The sequence below is a fragment of the Polaromonas sp. genome (assembly GCF_030682935.1).
Classification (GTDB): Bacteria; Pseudomonadota; Gammaproteobacteria; order Burkholderiales; family Burkholderiaceae_C; genus Polaromonas.
The window spans coordinates 1-1083 of sequence record NZ_JAUXNA010000385.1; the positions used below are offsets into that span (position 1 = coordinate 1).

Consider the following 1083-nt stretch of genomic DNA (forward strand, 5'->3'; position numbering starts at 1 on the left):
ACCGCGCCCTTGGCCACCGACTGCAGCGGCGTGCCGTCAAAGTCGTGCAGGTAGTTCAGCGCCCACTCGTCCACGCGGTCGGCCATGAGCAGCACTTCAATGCCCTTCTTGCGGAAAATTTCCAGCTGCGGACTGCTCTTGGCGGCGGCCAGCGTGTCGGCCGTGTTGTAGTAAATCGCGTCCTGGCCGTCCTTCATGCGGGCCTTGTAGTCGGCAAAGCTCACGGTCACGGTGTCCGTCGTCGAACTGGCAAAACGCAGCAGCTTGGCCAAGCGTTCGCGGTTGGCGGCATCTTCACCCAGGCCTTCCTTCAGCACGGCACCAAACTCGGCATAAAAACCGGCAAACTTTTCCGGCTCGTTGGCGGCCAGGTCTTCAATCATGGACAGCACGCGGCGGGTATTGCCTTCGCGAATCGCCTTGACGGCGCGGCTTTCCTGCAGCAACTCGCGCGACACATTGAGCGGCAGGTCGGACGAGTCCACCACACCCTTCACAAAGCGCAGGTAGCTCGGCAGCAGCGCCTGCGCGTCGTCCATGATGAAGACGCGCTTGACATAGAGCTTGACGCCCGCAGCCTTGTCGCGATTGAACAGGTCCATCGGCGCTTTGGCCGGAATAAACAGCAGTTGGGTGTATTCGGTCGCGCCTTCGACACGGTTGTGCGTGGTGGCCAGCGGTGCATCGTGGTCGTAGCTGATCTGTTTGTAGAACTCGTCGTAGTGTTCTTGCGTGATGTCTTTTTTGGCACGCGTCCACAGCGCGGCGGCCTGGTTCACGGTTTCCCACTCGCCGGTCGCCACCATTTCACCGGGCTGGTCGTTTTCGCCGTCCTTCCACTCTTCCTTGGGCATCAGGATGGGCAGCGAAATGTGGTCGGAGTATTTGTTGATGACGCCCTTGAGCTTCCAGGCGTTCAGGTAGTCCAGCGCGTCGTCTTTCAGATGCAGGATGACGCTGGTACCGCGCTCGGTCCGATCAATTTCGCTGACCTCGAATTCGCCCGTGCCCTCACTGCTCCAGCGCACGCCTTGGTCGGCGGGCAAACCGGCACGGCGGCTTTCCACGATGATGCGGTCGGCC

The 1083-nt window shown here is 61.0% G+C and carries 1 protein-coding gene; it reads right to left on the reverse strand.

The window, feature by feature from the left end:
• The coding region (gene htpG, locus Q8K05_RS17755) for a molecular chaperone HtpG (protein ID WP_305247937.1) at window positions 1-1083 on the reverse strand (1083 nt) is incomplete at both ends.